The organism is Streptomyces tanashiensis, assembly GCF_014648895.1.
Classification (GTDB): domain Bacteria; phylum Actinomycetota; class Actinomycetes; order Streptomycetales; family Streptomycetaceae; genus Streptomyces; species Streptomyces tanashiensis.
The window spans coordinates 15,536-33,320 of sequence record NZ_BMRZ01000011.1 but is presented as its reverse complement, the minus strand read 5'-3'; the positions used below and the strand labels follow the sequence as shown (position 1 = coordinate 33,320).

16 protein-coding genes, 1 tRNA gene and 1 riboswitch are annotated in these 17,785 nt (G+C 73.8%); of the genes, 11 read left to right on the top strand and 6 right to left on the bottom strand.

Features of this window, described 5'->3' with window-relative positions:
- Nucleotides 1-97 precede the first annotated feature (97 nt).
- Both IE237_RS27305 and IE237_RS27300 read left to right on the top strand, forming a co-directional pair.
- Nucleotides 98-1,414 (top strand): diacylglycerol/lipid kinase family protein, encoded by a 1,317-nt coding sequence (locus IE237_RS27305; protein ID WP_189804979.1) that lies wholly within the window; start codon nt 98-100, stop codon nt 1,412-1,414.
- A gap of 46 nt (nt 1,415-1,460) precedes the next feature.
- Nucleotides 1,461-2,042, top strand: a complete 582-nt coding sequence (locus IE237_RS27300; protein ID WP_229842923.1) for a phosphatase PAP2 family protein — start codon at nt 1,461-1,463, stop codon at nt 2,040-2,042.
- Between the two features lie 7 nt (nt 2,043-2,049).
- Here the strand turns inward: IE237_RS27300 and IE237_RS27295 are convergent, their stop codons facing one another.
- A complete protein-coding gene (locus IE237_RS27295; protein WP_229842922.1) occupies nt 2,050-3,360 on the bottom strand; it encodes a DUF1254 domain-containing protein in 1,311 nt (436 codons plus the stop codon).
- Between the two features lie 85 nt (nt 3,361-3,445).
- Nucleotides 3,446-4,378, bottom strand: a complete 933-nt coding sequence (sigJ, locus tag IE237_RS27290; protein WP_189804784.1) for an RNA polymerase sigma factor SigJ — start codon at nt 4,376-4,378, stop codon at nt 3,446-3,448.
- Nucleotides 4,379-4,563: 185 nt separating this feature from the next.
- Here sigJ and IE237_RS27285 point away from each other — a divergent pair, with 185 nt between their 5' ends.
- From IE237_RS27285 to IE237_RS27245, 9 genes are all read left to right on the top strand, one after another.
- A complete protein-coding gene (locus tag IE237_RS27285; RefSeq protein WP_189804783.1) occupies nt 4,564-5,058 on the top strand; it encodes a rhodanese-like domain-containing protein in 495 nt (164 codons plus the stop codon).
- A gap of 52 nt (nt 5,059-5,110) precedes the next feature.
- Nucleotides 5,111-5,184 (top strand) — tRNA-Met (locus tag IE237_RS27280).
- Nucleotides 5,185-5,290: 106 nt separating this feature from the next.
- Nucleotides 5,291-6,031 (top strand): MerR family transcriptional regulator, encoded by a 741-nt coding sequence (locus IE237_RS27275; protein ID WP_189804782.1) that lies wholly within the window; start codon nt 5,291-5,293, stop codon nt 6,029-6,031.
- 85 nt (nt 6,032-6,116) lie between these two features.
- Nucleotides 6,117-6,494 (top strand): hypothetical protein, encoded by a 378-nt coding sequence (locus IE237_RS27270; protein WP_189804781.1) that lies wholly within the window; start codon nt 6,117-6,119, stop codon nt 6,492-6,494.
- 63 nt (nt 6,495-6,557) lie between these two features.
- Entirely contained in the window at nt 6,558-7,580 is a 1,023-nt protein-coding gene (locus tag IE237_RS27265; protein ID WP_189804780.1) for a PLP-dependent cysteine synthase family protein, read from the top strand.
- Nucleotides 7,577-8,791 (top strand): MFS transporter, encoded by a 1,215-nt coding sequence (locus IE237_RS27260; RefSeq protein ID WP_189804779.1) that lies wholly within the window; start codon nt 7,577-7,579, stop codon nt 8,789-8,791. The genes IE237_RS27265 and IE237_RS27260 overlap by 4 nt, the downstream gene beginning before the upstream one ends.
- 110 nt (nt 8,792-8,901) lie before the next feature.
- Nucleotides 8,902-10,113: a PP2C family protein-serine/threonine phosphatase gene (locus tag IE237_RS27255; RefSeq protein WP_189804778.1), complete on the top strand. Its 1,212-nt coding sequence runs from the start codon at nt 8,902-8,904 to the stop codon at nt 10,111-10,113.
- A gap of 212 nt (nt 10,114-10,325) precedes the next feature.
- A riboswitch (cyclic di-AMP (ydaO/yuaA leader) is annotated at nt 10,326-10,490 on the top strand.
- Nucleotides 10,491-10,501: 11 nt separating this feature from the next.
- On the top strand, nt 10,502-11,599 hold the full coding sequence (locus IE237_RS27250; RefSeq protein WP_189804777.1) for a M23 family metallopeptidase: 1,098 nt from the start codon (nt 10,502-10,504) through the stop codon (nt 11,597-11,599).
- A 44-nt stretch (nt 11,600-11,643) separates the two neighbouring features.
- Entirely contained in the window at nt 11,644-12,591 is a 948-nt protein-coding gene (locus tag IE237_RS27245; protein WP_189804776.1) for an aldo/keto reductase, read from the top strand.
- Nucleotides 12,592-12,626: 35 nt separating this feature from the next.
- Here the strand turns inward: IE237_RS27245 and IE237_RS27240 are convergent, their stop codons facing one another.
- The 4 genes from IE237_RS27240 to IE237_RS27225 form a co-directional block, all read right to left on the bottom strand.
- Nucleotides 12,627-13,934, bottom strand: coding sequence for a PrsW family intramembrane metalloprotease (locus IE237_RS27240; protein ID WP_189804977.1), 1,308 nt, complete (start codon nt 13,932-13,934; stop codon nt 12,627-12,629).
- A gap of 128 nt (nt 13,935-14,062) precedes the next feature.
- Nucleotides 14,063-14,782 carry a tRNA (guanosine(46)-N7)-methyltransferase TrmB gene (trmB, locus tag IE237_RS27235; protein ID WP_229842936.1) on the bottom strand — a complete coding sequence of 240 codons (720 nt, stop codon included), beginning with the start codon at nt 14,780-14,782 and terminating at the stop codon, nt 14,063-14,065.
- Nucleotides 14,783-14,908: 126 nt separating this feature from the next.
- A complete protein-coding gene (lhgD, locus tag IE237_RS27230) occupies nt 14,909-16,093 on the bottom strand; it encodes an L-2-hydroxyglutarate dehydrogenase (protein WP_189804774.1) in 1,185 nt (394 codons plus the stop codon).
- A 112-nt stretch (nt 16,094-16,205) separates the two neighbouring features.
- The gene (locus IE237_RS27225) at nt 16,206-17,651 is read right to left on the bottom strand and encodes an NsdA family TPR-like regulatory protein (protein ID WP_189804773.1); all 1,446 of its coding nucleotides are present in this window, start codon (nt 17,649-17,651) and stop codon (nt 16,206-16,208) included.
- Nucleotides 17,652-17,785: the final 134 nt, after the last annotated feature.

Here is a 17,785-nt window from a genome sequence, read left to right as displayed (position 1 = left end):
GTGGACGCGGAGTGTGGAGGTGGGGTCGGTGGCGGCGAGCGGTTCCGGTGATCCGGCGGAGGAGGCGCGGCAGCTGGCCCGCTACGCGTTCCTCGCCATGGCGGGGGCGGCCGCGGCCCTGCTGACCGCGCTCGGCGGCGGGCTGCTGATCCTGCTGAGCGGGATCGCGGGGCTCGCCGCGACGGCCGTGGGCGTGTGGTGGTTCCTCGCGCACCGCGGGCCGCTGCGGGTGTCCGGGGCGCTGCTCGCGGTGGCCGCGCCGCTGACGACCCTGGGCCTGTACGTCGTCGGGGGCGTCTGGGTGAACGCCCTGGTGGCGCTGGGACTGTGGGGCCTGGCGCTGTCCTGCGCGCGGTCCGCTCTGCGCCGCCCGGAGGAGGAGCGGGCCGCGCTGACGCGGGGCGAGCGCGTCCCGCCGCCCCGCCGGCCCGTCCTGATCATGAACCCGAAGTCCGGCGGCGGGAAGGTCGAGCGGTTCGGGCTCGTCGCGCGGGCGGAGGCGCTCGGCGCCCGGGTGATCCTGCTCGACCCGTCCGCCCAGGCGGATGTCGCCGGGCTGGCCCGGAAGGCCGTGGCCGAGGGCGCCGATCTGCTCGGGGTGGCCGGCGGCGACGGCACGCAGGCGCTGGTGGCCGAGGTCGCCGCCGAGCACGACCTGCCGTTCCTGGTCGTGTCGGCCGGCACCCGCAACCACTTCGCCCTGGACCTGGGCCTCGACCGCACCGACCCGTCCCGCTGCCTCGACGCGCTGAGCGACGGCGAGGAGCTCCGGGTCGACCTGGGCTCGGTCGCGGGGCTGCCCTTCGTCAACACCGTCTCCTTCGGGGTGTACGCGGACGTGGTCCAGCGCCCGGAGTACCGCGACGACAAGGCCGGCACCGCGCTCGACGTCCTGCCCGACCTGCTCCAGGGCGGTGAGGGCGACCGTCTCGACGCGACCGTCGACGCCGTCCCGCTCACCGGTCAGCAGGCGCTCCTCGTCAGCAACAACCCGTACGCGGCGCCCGATCCGCTCGGTGCGGTCGCGGGCCGCAGGCCGCGTCTCGACGGGGGCGAGCTCGGGGTGATCGGGGTCCGTGTGGACGGGGCGGCGCAGGCCGCCGAGCTGGCCGTCCTGGGGACCCAGGCGACCGGTCTGAACGTCCTGACGGCTCGTAGGGTGGAGGTCGGGGGCGGCCCCGGCGGCGCGGGCGCCGTCATCTCCGTCGCCGTCGACGGCGAGGCGCTGACCCTGCCCACGCCCGTCGTCTGCACCCTGCGTCCGGGCGCCCTGCGGGTCCTGGTGCCCCGTGACCGGCCGGGTTCGCCGCTGCCCCCGCCGCCGCTGGACTGGCGGCGCCTGACCCGGCTGGCCTTCCCCGAGCAGCCGGCGGGGCCCGCCCGCGGCAACTGGTGGGACTCTCCCGCCTCGTGAGCCCCCGCCCCGTATCTCGTAACCCTGGAACCGCTAGGAGCGGCGCATGACCGACGACACGACGACCGGGACCCTCCGGGACGTCCTGCACGACATCCGGGCCGTCGACGGCGCCGTGTACGGCGCGGTGGCCGCGACCCCGACGCCCACGCTCGACACGGCGTTCCGCCGGCTCTCGGCGGCGGCCGACCATTCCAAGATCTCGTTCACGGTCGCGGCGGCGCTCGCGCTCGTGCCCGGCCGGCCGCGGCGGGCCGCGCTGGCCGGGGTCGGGGCGATCGCGGTGGCCTCGGCCTCGGCGAACCTGCTGGGCAAGCGGCTGGTCCACCGGCGCAGGCCGGACCGGGAGGCGGCGCGGGTGGTGGTGGGCCGTCATGTGCCCATGCCGGCCTCGGCGTCGTTCCCGTCCGGGCACACCGCTTCGGCGGTCGCGTTCGCCACCGCCGTGGGGTCGGTGCTGCCGCACGCCACGCTGCCGCTGGCGGCCCTGGCCTGGACGGTGGGCTACTCCCGGGTGCACACCGGGGTGCACTACCCGGGCGACGTCGCCGCGGGCGCCCTGCTCGGTGTCGCGAGCGCGGGTGTCTCCCTGGCGGCGGTGAGCTGGCTGACCGCCAGGGGGAAGTGAGCCGGGGTCAGTCCGCGACGGCGAGCGGCGGGAGCCGCCAGCTGCCGTCGAGGACCGACGGGTCGGGGCCGTAGAGCCGGACGACGAGCCGGAACGGGCCGTCGGGTGCGGGCAGCCAGTTCGCCGCCTGCTTCGGGTCGGCCGGGCGGTCCTTGCGTACGTGCAGGGTGAGGCCGCCGTCGTCGTCGTACACGAGCCCGGGGGTGCGGTCGCCGATCGCGTACCGGTCGATCTCGTTGGCGGCGAGCAGCCGCTCGGGCAGGCGGTAGAGGGTCACGGACCAGAAGAAGCGGGCCGGGGGCAGCTGCCCGGCGGGGAAGCGGACGACGTGGTCGTGGTCGTGTCCGTCCGGCGGGTGGGCGTCGCCGTCGTCGGCCCACCAGCCGCCGTACCAGACCTCGGCCGAGGGAAGGCCGTAGAGCCCCACGTCGGCGGCGGCCGCGCGGCCGATGTAGTCGTCGCCGAGCTCGGCGCGGGTGCCGAAGAGGTCCGAGGAGACGGTGGTGGCCGCCACGGCCTTCTCCAGGCGGGCGCGGGCGTCGGCGACGCCCCGCTCGACGGCCGCGAGGATCTCGGGGGAGAGCGCGGCCGGTTCGAACTCTCCCGTGCCGGTCACCCCGAGCGCCGCGAGGCGGTCGCGCAGGGCGCGGTCCCGCTCCAGTACGGGGAAGAACCGGAGCAGGAAGTCGAGCAGCGTGAAGAACTCGACGTTCCCGAGGTCCTCCTCGCGCCAGACCGGCCAGACCGGTTCGTCGGCGGGGTGCGGGGCGGCGGTGTCCGTGTACGTGGAGAGGGGGCGGAGCTCGTACCGCTCCTGGACGGCGCGCAGGGCGGGGACGTCCTCGGGGCCGGCCAGGTGGGTCCGGCCGAGGATCCCGACCAGGTGGGTGTCGGCGCGCAGGACGCCGCTGATCCCCTCGGGGACGGGGCCGTTCCAGCCGGGTCCGGCGACCAGGTGGTGGCCGGCCGCCCGTCCCGTCGTGCGGGAGCCGACGTATCCGACGATCGCGGTGTCGAGGTCGTGCAGCGGCAGCACGTAGTAGCGGTCGACGGCCGGGACGGAGATCACGACGGGCTCGGCGCGCAGGTCGAGCCAGGCCACGGAGTACGGGGTGTCGTTGTTCGGGGTGGCGACGTCGGTGTCGGCCGGGGTGAAGGGCTCCGAGCGGTGCCGGAAGCGGCCGAAGCCGCCCGTGTACCGGGGGTCGTCGGAGTCGATCGCCTGCGCGTACAGCGTGCGGTAGGTGTCCAGGATCGGGTAGCCCCAGATCCAGGCGTCGGCCGCTGTCCGGCGGGCCTCCTCGGGGGTGATCGGCACGGCGGACCGCCTTCGCACGCGAGAGGGAACCAACCCGTACAAACTCGCACGAACGGTTCCCTCCCGCATGTGGTGCGGTCCCGCGTCAGCTCGTCGCCCGGGCCAGGTCCTCCGCCGAGAAGCCGAGCGTGGCGAGCCGCTCCGGATCGGCCAGGATGTGCAGGGCGACGATCCGGTCCTCGACGATCGTGAACGTCATCAGCGAGCCCGGGCGCCCCTTGACGACCGACAGGACCGCGGGCTGGCCGTTGGCCACGACCCGCAGCGTGTCCGTGCGGAACTTCGCGTACGTGAGGGCCTGGGCGATGACGGCCTCGGCGCCGCGGACGACCTGGGAGACGGCCGCGAGGGTCCTGCCGCCGTCCGCGCGCAGCACCACGTCCGGGTCGAGGACGGCGAGGAGTCCCTCGAAGTCGCCGCCGTGCGCGGCGGCGAGGAAGGCGTCGGCGATCTCCCGCTGTCGCCGCGCGTCCGGGCCGGGGGCCGGGGTGGCGTCCTGCACCCGGCGTCGGGCGCGGCTGGCGAGCTGGCGGGTCGCGGCCGGGGTGCGGTCCACGATCTTGGCGATCTCGTCGAAGGAGACGGCGAACATGTCGTGCAGGACGAAGGCGAGCCGCTCCGCCGGTCCCAGGGTGTCCAGGACGACGAGGAGCGCGAGCCCGACGGACTCGGTGAGCTCGGCCGCGTGCTCCGGGTCGGTGGTGTCGGCGACCCGGACCACCGGATCGGGGACGTAGTACTCCAGCGGGTCCTCGCGGCGCGAGCCGCGCGAGCGCAGCATGTCCAGGCAGACGCGGCCGACGACCGTGGTCAGCCAGCCGCTCAGGTTCTCCACACCGCTGACGTCGCTGCGGCTGAGCTTGAACCAGGCCTCCTGGACGGCGTCCTCGGCCTCGCTGACCGAGCCCAGCATCCGGTAGGCCACCGCCCGCAGATGACCGCGGTCGGCGTCGAAGCGCCGGGCCAGGAATTCCTTGTCGTGGTCCACTCGTCGATCTCCCCGTTCGCGTCCCGTCATGCCGTCATGACGGATGGAAACCCGCCGATGTGACAGGCGCAGCGGCGGCGGAACCAGGCCGCGGGGTCCCGACACGTGAGATCCCCGCCGTCTCGTGGCGAACGCCCGGGATTCCCCGGCCGAAGCCCCCGACCACCGTGAATCCCCACTTCAGCACGGTGATCTTCGTCCGTAGATTGATCACCATGACGACGACAACGACGCAGGTCAACCCCGTGCTCCGCACCCCGCCGGCCTCCCCCGCCGCGGCCGCCGCCTACTTCTCCGCCAGCCTCGCCTTCCACGCCGACGTCTCCGACGTGGCCTCTGCCCTCGCGACCGCTTCCGCCGAGGGGACCGACCCGGGCTTCGTGGTGATCGACTCCCGGTCCACCGCCTCCTGGGACCAGGGGCACGTCCCCGGCGCGGTCCACCTGCCGACCGCGCTCATCCCCGAGCAGGCCGAGCAGCTGCTCGACCGGTCCGTGCCGGTCGTCACGTACTGCTGGGGCCCCGGCTGCAACGGCGCCACGCGCGCCGCGCTGGCCCTCGCCGAGCTGGGCTTCCAGGTGAAGGAGATGCTCGGCGGCTTCGAGTACTGGGTGCGCGAGGGGTTCGCGTACGAGACGTGGGAGGGGCCCGCGGAGAAGGCCGCCGACCCGCTGACGGCGCCGGTCGACTCCGACGACTGCGGCTGCTGACGTAACCGATTTCGTGATCGCCCCGGTCATGCCGTAGAGTCGTGTTTACCGACGCGGGGTGGAGCAGCTCGGTAGCTCGCTGGGCTCATAACCCAGAGGTCGCAGGTTCAAATCCTGTCCCCGCTACTCAGTAGCAGCGAAGGCCCGGATCCAGTCTCTGGATCCGGGCCTTCGTCGTTCCCGGTCCTGTCGGCTTGACCTTTACGCAACGTCAAGATTTAGCGTTCTCGGCATGGAGTGGTCGATCCAGGAGATCGCCAAGAAGGCCGGCACCACCAGCCGCACCCTCCGCCACTACGGGGAGCGCGGACTGCTGGAACCGAGCCGGATCGGCGCGAACGGTTACCGGTACTACGACCAGGCGGCGCTCGTGCGGCTGCAGCGGATCCTGCTGCTGCGCGAGCTGGGGCTCTCGCTGCCCGCCATCGCCGAGGTCCTCGCGGGGCAACAGGACACGTCCGCCGCCCTGCGCACCCACCTCGCCCTTCTGGAGCGGGAGCGCGAGCGCATCGGACGCCAGATCGCGTCGGTGCGGACCACTCTCCACAAGACCGAGAACGGAGAAGAGCTCATGGCCGACGAAGTGTTCGACGGTTTCGACCACACGGTGCACGAGGAGGAGGTCACCGAGCGCTGGGGCCGCGACGCGTACGAGAAGGGCGACCGCTGGTGGCGCTCGCTCAGCGACGCGCAGAAGAAGGCCTTCATGGAGGAGCAGGCGGGCATCGCCCGCGACTTCGGGCAGGCGGCCCGGGAAGGCCTGGCCGCCGACAGTGACGAGGTGCAGGCCATCGCGCGGCGCCAGATCGCCTGGCTGTCCACGACCACGACGCCGACGAAGGAGTACGTGATCGGTCTCGGGCAGATGTACGTCGACGACCCGCGCTTCACCGCGAACTACGACCGGCACGGCGAGGGCGCCGCGGTCCTCGTCCGGGACGCGATGAAGGTCTACGCCGAGCGGCACCTCTGACAGGACTGTCTGAAGTAAACGGTGGCCAAAAGCGTGCCCGCCTCTTTGCAGGGGCACCACACCCCACCGTAGTCTCACGTGCACCATGAGTGACGAGCGTGTGAGCGATGTGAGCCGGCGGGCGCCCGCCGTGCTCGTCCTGCTCGCGCTCCTCGCCCTGCTCGTCAGCGTCTGCCACGGCTCCCACGGGCACGTGCTGCCGACCTCCGGCACCGCGACCCTCTCCGCCCCCGCGCTCCCGCACGGCTGCGAGCGGTCCGGGGACGCCTGGACCTTCGACGCCCATCTGCCCGCGCAGGCCGCCGCCTCCCAGCCCGCCGCGCCCGACGCGGGCGCCGCCGTGGTCCTGCCATACGCGGCGGACCTCCGCACCGATCCCCGCGCGCTCTGCGTCCGGGACCGGGCGGGCCCCGGCCCCCGGCCGGGCCGACTGCTCATCGCCCTCGGGGTGGACCGGAACTGAACCGGGTCCCGCACTCGCGTGACCAGGTTCCCTTTCGCGTACCCACCCCGAGGACGAACACCCATGACCGCACCACTGATGCTGCCCGTCGAGGGGCAGACCGTCGGCAACACCCCCGTCCTGTGGACGGACGACGGCTACTGGGCCAAGCTCGAAGGCTTCAACTTCGGCGGCATCAAGGACCGCGCCGCCCTCTACATGGTCGAGCAGGCCCGCCGCCGCGGCGAGCTGCGGCCCGGCGCCCCGATCGTCGAGTCCACCTCCGGGACCCTCGGCCTCGGCCTCGCCCTCGCGGGCGTCCTCCACGGCCACCCCGTGCACGTCGTCACCGACCCGGGCCTCGAACCGATCGTCGAGCGGATGCTCGCCGCGCACGGCGCCCGGGTCCACGTCGTCCCCGAGCCCAGCCCGCACGGCGGCTGGCAGCAGGCCCGGATGGACCGGGTCGCCGAACTGCTGCTGAGCCTCGACGGGGCCTGGTGGCCCGACCAGTACGGGAACCCCGACAACCCCGCCGCCTACGCGGGGCTCGCCGCCGAGCTGTCCGCGCAGCTCGACCGGATCGACGTCCTCGTCTGCGCGGTCGGCACCGGGGGCCACTCGGCCGGGATCTCCCGGGCGCTGCGCGCGACCAGCAGCCCGGCCCTGGAGCTGGTCGGCGTGGACTCGGTGAACTCCACCGTCTTCGGCCTGCCGGCCGGGGAGCGGCTGATGCGCGGCCTCGGCTCCTCCATCCATCCGGGGAACGTCGACCACGGGGCCTTCGACGAGGTGCACTGGGTGGGTCCGGCGGAGGCGGTCCGGACGGCCCGCCGGCTGGCCTCGCGGCACTTCGCGACCGGCGGCTGGAGCGTGGGCGCGGTCGCCCTGGTCGCCGGCTGGCTGGCCCGCACGCGGCCGCGCGGGACCCGGATCGCGGCCGTCTTCCCGGACGGGCCGCAGCGGTACTTCGACACCGTCTTCAACGACGAGTTCTGCGCGGCGCACGGGCTGCTCGACGGTCCCGTACGGGAGGACCCCGCCGCGTACGTCTCCGACGACACGGTCAGCGGCTGGACCCGCCGGGTCCTGGAGCGTGTCCGGTGACGACGGCGACCGCGCCCGCCAAGGGCGGCGTCTGGAAGCAGAGCCGCACCTTCGAGCCGGCCGTACGGCTCCTCTTCCTGAACCAGCTCACCATCAACCTCGGCTTCTACATGCTCATGCCGTACCTGGCCGCGCACCTCGCGGACGGGCTCGGCATGGCCGCCTGGGCCGTCGGCCTCGTCCTCGGCGCCCGGAACCTCTCCCAGCAGGGCATGTTCCTCGTCGGCGGGGCGCTCGCCGACCGGCTCGGCTTCAAGCCGCTGATCGTGGCCGGCTGCGCGCTGCGGACGGTCGGCTTCGGGGCGCTCGCCTTCGCGCAGTCGCTGCCGATGCTGATCGCCGCCTCGCTCGCGACGGGCCTCGCGGGAGCCCTCTTCAACCCCGCCGTGCGGGCCTGTCTCGCGGCGGAGGCGGGGGAGGAGCGCCGGGTGGAGGCCTTCGCGCTGTTCAACGTGTACTACCAGGCGGGCATCCTGCTCGGGCCGCTCGTCGGGGTGGCCCTGACAGGGGTGTCGTTCCGGCTGACGTGCGGGGTGGCGGCGGTGCTGTTCGCCGGCCTGACCCTCGTACAGCTCCGGCATCTGCCCGTACGGGTCTCCGAAGCGCCGCGGGAGCAGCGCGGGCAGTTCCGTACGGTCCTCGCCCACCGGACCTTCTGGCTCTTCTCCCTCGCCATGACCGGCTCGTACGTGCTGTCCTTCCAGGTCTATCTGGCGCTGCCGCTCGCGGCGGGCGGTACGGGAGCGACGACCGCGCTGTTCGTCGTGTCGGCGCTCGTCGCGCTCGCCGGGCAGCTGCGGATCACCGCCTGGTGCCGGCGGCGCCTCAGCCGGGAGCGGTGTCTCGTGCTGGGGCTCGCCCTGATGGGCGGGGCGTTCCTGGTCCCGGCCGTGCTGGGGCACGGCCTGGTGGGGCTGCTGCTGTGCGCGGCGGTGCTGTCCGTCGCGAACGCGGTGCTCTACCCGTACGAGATGGACACCGTCGTCGCCCTGTCCCGGGGGCGCTGGGTGGCCACCCACTACGGGCTCTACAACACGGTCTGCGGGATCGGGATCACCCTCGGGAACCTGGGGACGGGCGCGCTCCTGGACGTGACCGGCTGGTCGGCGGCGCCGTGGCTGGTGCTGTGCGGGGTGGGCCTGGTGTGCGCGGCGGCGATGGCGCTGCTGGCCCGGGGCGGCCGGCTGGCGGAGGGCGCGCCGGCCGCCTGAGGCGCCGTACGCCACTCGGCCCCGTGGGAGTCGCCGCCCCTCGCGGCGGCGGCCACCCTGGGAGGGCGCGGTGCGGACCGCGGCCGGTCGGACCGGGCAGGAGAGCACAGGTGGGGCACCCCCTAGGAGCGGCGGGCGGAGGTCGGCGGGGCGGCGGGGGGCGCCCCGAGTACGGCGGCGCCCGGCGGTTCATCCGCGCGCTGCCCCCGCTGATCATCGTGGGCGGTGTCGCCTTCGACGTGGCGACACCGCCCGAGTACACGGCGGCGCCGCTCTTCTCCGCCGCCCCGCTGATCGCCGCGCCCTTCTTCTCCACGCTCACGACCCTGCTCACCGGGATCGCCGCGGTCCTCGCCTCCGTCGGGCTGCACGCCTACAACGGCACCGTCGACGAGGTCGCCGCCCTCACCGAGACGCTCACCGTCCTCACCGTCTCCGCGCTCGCCCTCCTCATCAACCGGGTCGTGCGCCGCAGCGGCGAGCGGCTCGCCTCGGCGCGGGTCATCGCGGAGACCGCGCAGAAGGCGGTGCTGCCGACGCCCGCCGAGCGGATCGGCGGGCTGCAGTGCGCGGCGCGGTACGAGGCTGCGCAGGCCGACGCGTTCATCGGCGGCGACCTGTTCGCCGTCCAGGACACCCCGCACGGGGTGCGGCTCGTGGTGGGGGACGTCCGGGGCAAGGGGATGGACGCGGTCGAGGCCGTCGCCGTCGTCATCGGCGCCTTCCGGGAGGCGGCGGAGCAGGAGCGGACCCTGGAGGGAGTGGCGCAGCGCCTCGAACGGGCGCTGACCCGGGAGGGCACCCGCCGGGACGGGCTCGACGCCTTCGAGGGGTTCACCACCGCAGTGCTGGCCGAGATCCCGCGCTCCGACGGGAGCGGGACGTTCGACGGTTTCGTACGGGTCGTCAACCGCGGGCACCCGCCGCCGCTGATGCTGTACGCGGACGGGCGCCTGGAGCCGCTGGAGCCGGGCGAGGCGGCGCTGCCGCTCGGCATGGGCGAGCTGGCGGCGTGGCCCGACCGGGCGGAGGCGCGTCCCTTCCCGCAGGGCGCGACGCTGCTCTTCTACACGGACGGCCTCTCGGAGGCGCGGAACGCGCAGGGCGTCTTCTACGATCCGGCGGCGCGGCTCGCCGGGCGGATCTTCCCGGGACCCGAGGAGCTGCTCGACGCGCTCGTGGACGACGTACGGCTCCACACGGGCGGCGGGTCGACGGACGACATGGCGCTGCTCGCGGTCAGCCGCCCCGCGACGGGCCAGCCCGAGCGGCGCCGGACGATGCCGGTGGTGCCGCCGGAAGGGTCCGGTCACCAGGCGTAGTCGAGGGGTGTCACTGCGATAACAATTGACATAACGTCAGATCGCGAGGGTTCCGCCGGATCCGCGGCAGGCCTTACTGAAGGGGGGTCAACTTGGGCGATAGCGGCCCAATTCAATGAATGATCAAGAGGAACAGCTTGGAATCGGGACCCCCTGTCTATTAACGTTCGATAACGCAGCGCGGTCGTCCCAGCCGTCGCAAGAGGCGGCACCGTGCGCACGCGCCGAATCCTGAAAAGGAACCGGGGAACCACCACTTGGGGTGAATCGGGCCCCTTCGCACCCGTGCGGATCTCGCACTCGTGTGGTCGAGCCCGTAGGAGACCTTCCTGCTCCGAACCCGTCAGCTAACCCGGTAGGCGAGAAGGAAGGAAAGGAGCGCGCCCCCGTGGCGTCCAACACCCCCGCACCCGAAGCCCCCTTCGATGCATTCGGTGGCGGTGCGGGTCCCGCCGCCCCGGGCACCGAGTGGAACCCCACCGAGGGCTCCCTCCGCGCCGAGAGCCGCTCCGGCGGCCGGCACCGGGTCGTCAAGCAGCGCTCCAACTTCGCCCGCTCCTCCACCGTCCTCGGCGTCGGCGTGATCGCCGCCGTCGGCGCGGGCGGCCTCGCCACCGCGCAGGAGAAGCCCCCGGTCGCCATATCGCTGCCGGACCTCCCGGACCTGGACCTGCCCGACGCCCACGACATCCCCGGCGTCGGCGACCTCCTCCCCGAGGAGCACAGCGAGCCCGTCACCGAGGCCCGCGCCAACCCGAACCCGCTCACCGCCGCCTACACCACCACGGCCGACGAGCGCACCGGACAGACCGAGCAGGCCACCGCCGCCCCCGCCGCCGGCGAGGCCCTGCGCGCCCGCATCCTCCAGCAGGCCGAGCAGCAGCAGGCCTCCGCCGACGCCGCCGAGAAGGCCGCCGCGGAGAAGGCCGCGGCCGAGAAGGCCGCCGCCGAGGCCAAGGCCAAGGAAGCCGCCGCGGAGAAGGCGGCCGCCGAGGCGAAGGCGAAGGCCGAGGCGGAAGCCAAGGCCAAGGCGGAAGCGGAGGCCAAGGCGAAGGCCGAGGCCGAGCGCCTCGCCAAGCTCGCCGCCAGCTACTCGCTGCCCGTCTCCTCGTACACCCTCACCGCCACCTACATGCAGTCCGGCTCGATGTGGTCCTCCGGCCACCACACCGGCCTCGACTTCGCCGCCCCCACGGGCACCCCGCTCAAGGCGGTCCACGGCGCGACCGTCAAGTCCGCGGGCTGGTCCGGCTCCTACGGCTACCGGATCGTCCTGGAGCTGGAGGACGGCACCGAGGTCTGGTACTGCCACCTCTCCTCCATGACGGTCGGCGTCGGCCAGACCGTCGGCACCGGCGAGACCATCGGCCGCGTCGGCGCCACCGGCAACGTCACCGGCGCCCACCTCCACATGGAGGTCCACACGCCCGGCGGCGACGGCATCGACCCGGCGGCCTGGCTCCGCTCCAAGGGCCTGAGTCTCTGAGCGGACCCGGAATAGTCCCGGCGGCGGGAGCGGTTGAGCGACGCATGACCTCTCTCCGCCCGCTGGGCAGCTCCGACCTGCACGTCTTCCCCATAGCCCTGGGCGGCAACGTCTTCGGCTGGACCGCCGACGAGGCACAGTCCTTCGCCGTCCTCGACGCCTACGCCGCCGCCGGCGGCAACTTCGTCGACTCCGCCGACGTCTACTCCGCGTGGGCCGAGGGCAACGAGGGCGGCGAGTCCGAGACGGTCATCGGCCGCTGGCTCGCCTCCCGCGGCAACCGCTCCGACATCGTCGTCGCCACCAAGGTCGGCGCCCACCCCCACTTCAAGGGCCTGTCCGCCACCACCATCAAGGCGGGCGCGGAGGAGTCCCTCCGCCGCCTCGGCACCGACCACATCGACCTCTACTACACGCACTTCGACGACGAGTCCGTCCCGGTCGAGGAGATCGTCACCGCCCTCGACCAGCTGGTGAAGGACGGCAAGGTCCGCGCCGTCGCCGCCTCCAACATCTCCCCGGAGCGGCTGCGCGCCTCCCTCGACTTCGCCGAGGCCGAGGGCCTCGCCCGCTACGTCGCCCTCCAGCCGCACTACAACCTGGTCTCCCGCGACACCTACGAGGGCCCGCTCCTGGAGACCGTCGAGCGGGCCGGGCTCTCCGCCGTCCCGTACTACGGGCTCGCGGCCGGCTTCCTCACCGGCAAGTACCGCCCCGGTGCCACCGTCGACAGCGTCCGCGCCTCCGGGGCCGCCGGGCACCTGGACACCGAGCGGGGCCGGGCCGTGCTCTCCGCGCTCGACACGGTCGCCGAGGCGCACGGGGCGGAGCTCGCCACCGTCGCCCTCGCCTGGCTCGCCGCCCGGCCGACCGTCGCCGCGCCGATCGCCTCGGCCCGCACGGTCGAACAGCTCCCGGCCCTCGTCGCCGCCGCCGACCTCACCCTCACGGAGACCGAGCTGACCCTCCTGGACGAGGCCTCGGCCGTCTAGGGCCCGTCTTTCGGATCATGCCGGGCTCGCGAGGCCTAGCTCCGGTACGGGTTGTAGCCGTCGTAGTCCAGGTACTGCGGCGGCGCCCAGGCCCGGCCGGTCGCCCGTGCCGCGTACGTGAGGGCCGGGGAGGCGACCGCACGGCGCTGCCACAGGTGGTGCAGCAGCTCCTGCTCCCGGGCCGGGAAGTCGGGCCCCGCCGTGCCGCGCCGGGCCCGGTCCCGCAGGAACGCGAGGGTCGTCGCGAAGGACTCGTACTCGCCGACCGCCCGCGCGGCCGGCGCGCCGTACGTCCGGGCGGCGAACGAGCGGGCCATCTGCCGGGCGCGCATCGAGGACAGCGCGAGCGGCTCGGTGGGGGCGAGCCAGCCGGCCGCCGCGTACGCCGGGAGCTCCCCGGATATCGTGCGCAGCTCGCGCTGCCGGCTCCACACCGCCAGCCAGGTCAGCAGGCCGAAGGCCGGGACCATGAGCGCCCCGTACACCGCGTAGAAGGCCAGCGGGCCGCCGAAGGTGGCCGAGCCGTTCCAGGCGGCGTGCAGGCCCATGGCGAGCAGCAGCCCGGCGAGCGGCAGCAGCACCCGGCGCAGTCGCTTCCCGCGCGGCGCGAGGGCGGCGAAGCCGAAGCCGATGCCGGTGAGCACGGTGAACAGCGGATGCGCGAACGGCGACATCACGACCCGGACGAAGAAGGTCGCGGCGGTCACCGAACCCAGACCGGAGGAGCCGAACTCCTGGTCCTCGCCGAAGGCGTTGCCGAGATAGAGGATGTTCTCGGTGAAGGCGAAGCCGGTCGCGGTGAAACCGGCGACCACGACCCCGTCGACGAGACCGCCGAAGTCCTTCCTGCGGAAGAGGAACAGCAGCAGGATCGCGGCGGCCTTCGCGCTCTCCTCCACCACCGGCGCGATCACCGTGGCGCCGAGGGTGTCCGCCGAGTCCGGGTCCGCGGTGGCCGTCGCGATCCAGCGGACCGCGAAGGAGTTCGCCAGGATCGCGACGAGCGCGGCGGCGAAGGCGCCCCAGGCGAAGGCGAACAGCATGTTCTTCCAGGGGCCCGGCTCGACCCTGTCGAGCCAGCGGAACGCCGACATGAGCAGCGGTACGGGAAGCACCGCGAGGCCCAGACCGACGAGGAAGCCCTGGGTGCCGGTCTGCTCGCGGACCAGCGCCAGGATGACGAGGGCGCAGAGCGCGAGCAGCGTCACGACGGCGATCGCGCGGACCAGCCGGCTGCGCCAGAAGGACCGGCGGGGCCGGTAGCGCCACTGGGATCGGTCGGCGGCGGCGGGGAAGGCCGGCTCCTCGGTGTCCCGGTGCGGGACGGGAGCGGCGTCCGACAGGTCGCTGGGGGCTGGGTTCGACACGTGAGCGACCCTAACGACCCCCACCGACACCGGTCGACGGAGAAAACCGCTCCGTGTCACTTCCCAGGGAACCGCGCCGTGTCAGTTCCCTGGAAACCTCCGTGTCACTTCCTCCGGAAGAGCAGGTCGTGCACGACGTGCCCCTTGTCGAGGCCCTGCCCCTCGAAGCGGGTGAGGGGCCGGAAGTCGGGCCGGGGCGCGTAGCCGCCGTCGGCCTGCGTGTTCTCGTAGTCCGGATGCGCGGAGAGCACCTCCAGCATCTGCTCGGCGTACTCCTCCCAGTCCGTGGCGCAGTGCAGCACGGCCCCGGGCTTCAGGCGCGGCGCGAGGAGGCTGAGGAACTCGGGCTGGATGAGCCGCCGCTTGTGGTGGCGGGCCTTGGGCCACGGGTCCGGGAAGTAGACCCGGCAGCCGTCGAGGGCCGCGTCGCCGAGCATCTCGCGGAGCAGGATGATCGCGTCGCCGTTGGCGACCCGGACGTTGGTGAGCCCGTTCCGGTCGGCGAGACCGAGGAGGTTGCCCTGGCCCGGCGTGTGCACGTCCACGGCGAGGATGCCGGTGCCGGGGTCGGCGGCGGCCATCTGCGCGGTCGCCTCGCCCATGCCGAAGCCGATCTCCAGGACGACCGGAAGCCCGTCGAACATCTCGCCCAGGTCGAGGACCCGCTTGCCGTCGATGTCGAGGCCCCAGTCGGGCCAGCGCTTCAGCATCGCCTCGGCCTGCCCGTACGTGACACGGCTGCGGCGCGGCTGGAAGCTCCGGATCCGCCGCTCGTGATGGGCCCCGGCGGGATCGGGCATGGGCCCCTCGCCGGGGGCGAACATCCGGCTGCCGCGGCGCGCGGCGGCGGGCTGTGCGGGGTCGGCGACGGGCTGCGGGCCGTTCTCAATCTGCTCAGACACAATGCGACCGATTCTACGGCGGCACGGCGAGAGCGGCCTCCGCCCGGGCTACAGCCGGGCCAGGGCCCGGGCCGCCACCTCGCGGCCGATCGGGAGGGACGCCGTCGCCGCAGGTGAGGGCGCGTTCAGGACGTGGACCGTCCGCGGCGCCTCGCGGAACAGGAAGTCGTCGACCAGCGTCCCGTCCCGCAGCACCGCCTGCGCCCGCACCCCCGGCGCCGCCCGCCGCAGGTCGGACTCCTCGACGACCGGCAGCAGCCGGCGCACCGCCTCGGTGAAGGCCCGCTTCGAGAGCGACCGGTGCATCTCGCCGGCGCCGTACCGCCAGTGCGCGCGGGCGATCGCCCACGAGCCGGGCCACGCCAGGGTGGCGCCCAGCTCGCGCGGGCGGACGACGGACCAGCCGTACCCCTCCTTGGCCAGGGCCGGGACCGCGTTGGGCCCGATGTGGACGCCGCCGTCGATGCCCCGGGTCAGGTGCACCCCGAGGAAGGGGAAGGCGGGATCCGGCACGGGATAGACCAGGCCGCGCACGAGCGAGGGGTCCGCGAGCTCGTAGTACTCCCCCCGGAAGGGCACGATCCGCATGCCCGGATCGTCGCCCGCGAGCCGCGCGATCCGGTCGCAGTGCAGCCCCGCGCAGTTCACCAGGACCTTCGCCCGCACCACGCGCCCGTCCGCCGTGCGCACGGCGACGCCCCAGGCCCGCCGGTCGATGACGGTGACCTCCGCGCCGTACAGGATCCGGGCCCCGGAGGCCTCGGCGAGCCGCTCCGACACCGCCCCGTAGTCGCAGATCCCGGTCGTGCCGACGTGGATCGCGGCGAGTCCCCGCACCCGCGGCTCGTACTCGCTGATCTGCGCCGGGCCGAGCTCGCGCACGGGGATGCCGTTCTCCCTGCCGCGCTGGACCAGCGCGTGCAGGCGGGGCAGCTCCTCGCGCGCGGTGGCGACGATGATCTTCCCCGTCACCTCGTGCGGAATGTCCCACTCCGCGCAGAACTTGACCATCTCGGCCGCGCCCTCGACCGCGAACTTCGCCTTGAGCGACCCCGGACGGTAGTAGATCCCGCTGTGGATCACGCCGCTGTTGCGCCCCGTCTGGTGGCGCGCGAGGGCGTGCTCCTTCTCCAGGACGGTGACCCGGGTGCCGGGAGCCGCGCGCGTCAGGGCGTACGCCGTCGACAGACCGACGATCCCGCCGCCGATCACCAGCACGTCACAGTCAAACACCAGCGCCACCTCCCACCCCCGATAGTGCACTGGCCCACTGACAATGCCGCTAAACGCCCACGCCGTGGGACGCGTGTCACTTCTGAGCGGCGCCGCGCCCCGGGGCGGGGTCTCACGCCGGAGTGACGAGCAGCGGGCGGGCCCGCTCCCGCAGCTCCATGACGCGCGGCTCGTCCCCGTACGGTTCCAGCCGGTGCAGCAGGTCCCGCACGTACTCGGTCGTCCGCGCCGAGGAGATCCGTCCCGCCACCTCCACCGCGCGCGTGCCCGCCGCGCAGGCGGCGTCCAGGTTGCCCGACTCCAGCTCGGCCACCGCCGACACCACGAGCCGCAGCCCGTGCGAGCGGACGAACTCCTCCGTCGGCCGGGACAGCGCCTGCTCGGTGAAGCGCCGGACCTCGCGCGGCATCCGCAGGTCCCGGTAGCACTCGGCGGCGTCGGCGCAGAACCGGTCGTACGAGTAGAAGCCGAGCCAGGTCGGGTCGGCGTCGCCCTCCCGCGAGCGCTCCAGCCAGCCCTCGGCGGACTTGAGCGCGGCCGCGGCGGCGACCCCGTCGCCGGCCTTGGCGTGCGCGCGGGCCTCGACGAGCCGGAAGAAGGACATGGTGCGGGCGGTGGCGAGCCCCCTGTTCCGTTCGAGGGCGGCCTGGGCGAGGTCGACGCCCTCGTCGGCGAAGCCCCGGTAGGTGGCCTGGAGGGACATCGAGGCGAGGACGTAGCCGCCGAGGGGCACGTCGGCGGCGGCGCGGGCGAGCCGCAGGGCCTGGATGTAGTAGCGCTGGGCGGCCTCCTGCTGCCCGGTGTCGAAGGCCATCCAGCCGGCGAGCCGGGTGAGCTCGGCGGTCGCGCCGAACAGGTTCCGGCCGACCTCGTCCGAGTACGAGCCGAGCAGCAGTGGCGCCGCGTCCACGCGTAAGCACTCGGGCACCATCGACGAACGCCAGTCCCCGCCTCCGTACTTGGAGTCCCAGCGGCGCGCGTCCTCGGCGGCCTCGCGGAGCTTGGCGACGTCGCTGTGGCCCACGCGCGCGTGCTCCGGGGCCGCCGCGGTGAGCCCCGCGCCCGCGCCGGGCCGCGGGGCCTCGCGCTCCACCGACGGGTCGGCGGGGGTTATCAGCCAGCGGGACGCGGGCGTGGCGTACGCGCTGACCGCGAAGGAACCGGCGAGCGACTGCCAGATGCCGCCCCCGCCGGCCCGGCGCCCGGCGAGATCCAGCCGGTACAGATCGGTGGCCGAGCGGACCGCCTCGCCCACGTCGCGCGGGAAGGCGAGCCCCACCTCGGGCGCCGGGTCGGCGTCCGCGAGCCCGATCTCGTGCAGCGGCACGGGCCGGCCCAGCTTCTGCCCGATCGCGGCGGCGATCAGATGCGGGGCGGCACCCTGCGGCACCATGCCCTTGGACACCCAGCGGGCGACCGAGGTCTTGTCGTAACGAAGCGTCAGTCCCCGTTGCGCACCGAGGTCGTTGACGCGCCGGGCGAGCCCGGCGTTGCTGATTCCCGCGAGGGCGAGAACCGTGCCGAGCTTTTCGTTCGGCCCGCGTTGCTCCCTGGACATGACGCCACCCCTCGACAACCCAGACGGCCGCCACGACGCCGGGCATAGGCGTGCGGCATTCGTAAACACAGCGTAGTTCGCCGCATCCCTACCGTTAAGGGGCGGTGTTCCGTATGGCGAGATTGTTGTGTGAA

Coding starts and splice junctions, on each gene's coding strand:
- IE237_RS27245 (WP_189804776.1), top strand. CDS start 11,644: ATGACCTCTCTCCGCCCGCTGGGCAGCTCCGACCTGCACGTCTTCCCC.
- IE237_RS27225 (WP_189804773.1), bottom strand. CDS start 17,651: ATGTCCAGGGAGCAACGCGGGCCGAACGAAAAGCTCGGCACGGTTCTC.
- IE237_RS27300 (WP_229842923.1), top strand. CDS start 1,461: ATGACCGACGACACGACGACCGGGACCCTCCGGGACGTCCTGCACGAC.
- IE237_RS27305 (WP_189804979.1), top strand. CDS start 98: ATGGCGGGGGCGGCCGCGGCCCTGCTGACCGCGCTCGGCGGCGGGCTG.
- IE237_RS27275 (WP_189804782.1), top strand. CDS start 5,291: ATGGAGTGGTCGATCCAGGAGATCGCCAAGAAGGCCGGCACCACCAGC.
- IE237_RS27265 (WP_189804780.1), top strand. CDS start 6,558: ATGACCGCACCACTGATGCTGCCCGTCGAGGGGCAGACCGTCGGCAAC.
- IE237_RS27285 (WP_189804783.1), top strand. CDS start 4,564: ATGACGACGACAACGACGCAGGTCAACCCCGTGCTCCGCACCCCGCCG.
- IE237_RS27270 (WP_189804781.1), top strand. CDS start 6,117: ATGAGTGACGAGCGTGTGAGCGATGTGAGCCGGCGGGCGCCCGCCGTG.
- trmB (WP_229842936.1), bottom strand. CDS start 14,782: ATGTTCGCCCCCGGCGAGGGGCCCATGCCCGATCCCGCCGGGGCCCAT.
- sigJ (WP_189804784.1), bottom strand. CDS start 4,378: ATGACGGGACGCGAACGGGGAGATCGACGAGTGGACCACGACAAGGAA.